Origin of the sequence: Shewanella sp. 10N.286.45.A1, from assembly GCF_041470405.1 — a bacterium.
GTDB lineage: Bacteria > Pseudomonadota > Gammaproteobacteria > Enterobacterales > Shewanellaceae > Shewanella.
Window position 1 is genome coordinate 1 of sequence record NZ_JBFRMK010000344.1, and the last position, 2,899, is coordinate 2,899.

A 2,899-nucleotide genomic window follows, 5' to 3' on the forward strand; every position below is an offset into this window, starting at 1 on the left:
ACTGACCGGCATTACAGCAATATGCTGGCGTTTATCTTCTCAATTTGCTTTTTTGCTAGGGACGGTTTTTATTAGCGAACTGCTCGAGTCCCCATACCAATAATATGCCACATAGCATGGCGACGATGGCATAACTTAACAATGCTGGCTGACCAGTAATATGTTCATACTGCAAAGGTGACAAAATACGTTCATCCAGTGGCACCATCTCACCTTTTGAGTTTTCACGAAAAGTCAGTACTTGTTTCCATGGCCAAATTTTGCCTAGTGTTCCAAGCATTAGCCCAGTTAAAAATACTAAGGTTGCATCGTGATACTTGCGCAATAATAGCGATAACACATGGCTAAAGCTGAGTAGGCCAGTGGCAGCACCTGCTGCAAAGGTTGCCATAATGGCAATATCAAATCCCTTTACAGCCCCCATAACCGAAGTATAAAGCCCTAGCAGCAATAGAATAAAACTGCCTGAGATCCCAGGTAAAATCATCGCGGTTATCGCAATACAACCACCCAGATATACATTGAGGTAAGTCATCTCTAGCGCAATAGGATTTAGCATAGTAATCCCCCATGCAATAGCGACTCCTAATGCGAACAAGGCTAAACGACCAACGGTGAAGCCCTTAACCTGTTTGAGCATGTGCACCACAGATATTACGATTAGCCCAAAGAAAAACGACCAAACGGGAATAGGATGGGTGTGCAGTAGATAAGTAATAAGCTTAGCTAACGTCATAATGCTGGTTAAGATGCCGCCAAATACGCACACCAAAAACGGTCCATTAATGTGTATAAAAGCCGCTTTTATGCCTTGCTCTTTAATAACGCTAAATAAAGAAGGTCTAATCTTTTTTATGCTATCAAGCAGTTGATCTAATATGCCTGTAATAAAGGCGATAGTACCACCTGAAACACCAGGAACAACATCAGCAGCTCCCATTGCCATCCCTTTAAGGTAGGTCTTTAAATAGTTCACTTTATTCCTTAATCGACTCAGTAGAGTTATCTGCCAAAATTATACTGCGCTACACCAGAGAAGCGAAGCTTATCTTTACCGCGAAACAAGTAAGACGCTAGCAATCGATGTTAATTCAATGTTAATCTCATCCGACCAGTAAAGTTCACAAGGAAGAAGATGAGCAATTCAACGAATAACAAGCCAAGCAATAAGCCCACCAAGGTGATGTCTCTGTACAAGCGAATTACTCGCCTCCCCTTTGGCAACAAGATATTTTCACTCATGGTCTGCCGCATGGCGCCTTACTTCGGCACAGTAAAACCTTTTATCAGTGAATTAAAAGTGAATAAATGCGTTTGTCTTATTAAAAAGCGCAAATTAGTCCACAACCATATTCAAACTGTGCACGTAATCGCAATATGTAATGGCCTAGAGATGGCGATGGGCACGATGGCCGAAGCCTCTATTCCCAGCCACTTGCGTTGGATCCCTAAAGGAATGAGCGTTGACTACACCGCTAAAGCGGGCAGCGATATCACTTGTGTTGCTGAAGTAAAGCCTGAGCAATGGGTTGTTGGTGACATGTTAGTGCCAGTAACTGCGTATGATACCGACGGCGTAGCTGTGGTGCAGGGTACAATTAAGTTGTGGATCTCAGAAAAACCATCGAGAAAATAAAATATTTACGGATATGGCTTCAATGGCTGTGTATACCCTGCTATTATTTCGGTAATGATCGAAATAATAGCAACGCAGAGAAATCGAGCTTTATCAGGACTCTAACTCTGCGCTTAAAGACAATGGTAACACTGACACTGAGTTGAAATTATGGATATTGATGTTGCCGCAAAGGCACTAAAAGAACTTGGTCACCCTACAAGGTTGACGCTATTTCGCTGTCTAGTAAAAGCAGGTCACGCTGGTTTGCCGGTTGGACAATTGCAAGAGACATTACAGATCCCAAATTCAACCTTGTCGCATCACCTTTCAAGCTTGATGTCCGCTGGGCTTGTTAAGCAGCAAAGAGAGGGAAGAGTACTGCACTGTATCCCTCAATTTGATTGTTTAGACGGGTTAGTCGCTTTTCTGCAAGAAGAGTGTTGCCACGACGAGAAATGTTAACCTCCATTATCCCTTAGGATGAAGGTGGCCTGTCTTTACATAGATGATGGTGTCTTGTTTAACGAACGGAAAATGCTCACTCAGATGTGGGCTTCTAAGCCACGTATATTTTGGGTAAACACCGTGTTCATCTCTAAACTCGCCGCTCAGCACTAGAATTTCTTCACCACCAAAGTGACAATGCGCTTGAAAGCGCTCGCCCGCAGGCCATTTAACTAACGCGATATGTTCATGCTCAAACTCATGCAGCGGCATCACTTGTAAACCACCGATACCCGCTCGCCATTCACCGGTGCGAGTATTAATCCGCACTTTGTGTAAATCACGTTTATCAAACTGGTTTAACTTTACCAGTAGCACACAGCCCTCTTTACTAAACGGCGCATGACTGCTTCCTGGCGGATTACGAATATAAGTGCCAGCGGGATAATCACCCTCCTCATCGGAGAATATACCTTCTAACACTAATATTTCTTCACCATAAGGGTGGGAATGGCTGTTAAAACTGGCGCCAGCTTGATACTTAACGATACTGGTTGTATGGCCACTTTCTGCTGCTGCGCGCTCCAATGGCTTACGAAATACCGTTGCAGACGGGCTATCTAACCAAGCTTGCTCTTGGGTGCTAATAACGACTCGCTGGCTTAGATCCATATTTAACATTAAATTCCCCTTTGCTACTTAGTTATTTCGATGACAGCATAAACCCAATTAAATGGCACTAATTATAACGAGTACAGTTAAACTGTCGAAGTCTATATACCCGCTCTACTTGAAGATGCAGGATTCAGTGGGAATTCAATGGGCTTTAATCAAGGC

General features: G+C 43.4%; 4 protein-coding genes. 2 read left to right on the forward strand and 2 right to left on the reverse strand.

Annotated elements, in window-relative coordinates; genetic code table 11:
* Positions 1-55: 55 nt before the first annotated feature.
* The gene (locus AB4238_RS20855) at positions 56-976 is read right to left on the reverse strand and encodes a DUF368 domain-containing protein (protein ID WP_372035377.1); all 921 of its coding nucleotides are present in this window, start codon (positions 974-976) and stop codon (positions 56-58) included.
* Between the two features lie 159 nt (positions 977-1,135).
* On the opposite strand from AB4238_RS20855, the gene AB4238_RS20860 reads away from it, so the two are divergent.
* Positions 1,136-1,636 (forward strand): hotdog fold domain-containing protein, encoded by a 501-nt coding sequence (locus AB4238_RS20860; RefSeq protein WP_371991030.1) that lies wholly within the window; start codon positions 1,136-1,138, stop codon positions 1,634-1,636.
* 150 nt (positions 1,637-1,786) lie between these two features.
* Positions 1,787-2,080, forward strand: coding sequence for an ArsR/SmtB family transcription factor (locus tag AB4238_RS20865; protein ID WP_372035378.1), 294 nt, complete (start codon positions 1,787-1,789; stop codon positions 2,078-2,080).
* 6 nt (positions 2,081-2,086) lie between these two features.
* On the opposite strand, the gene AB4238_RS20870 is transcribed toward AB4238_RS20865, so the two are convergent.
* Positions 2,087-2,743 (reverse strand): cupin domain-containing protein, encoded by a 657-nt coding sequence (locus AB4238_RS20870; protein ID WP_372035380.1) that lies wholly within the window; start codon positions 2,741-2,743, stop codon positions 2,087-2,089.
* Positions 2,744-2,899: the final 156 nt, after the last annotated feature.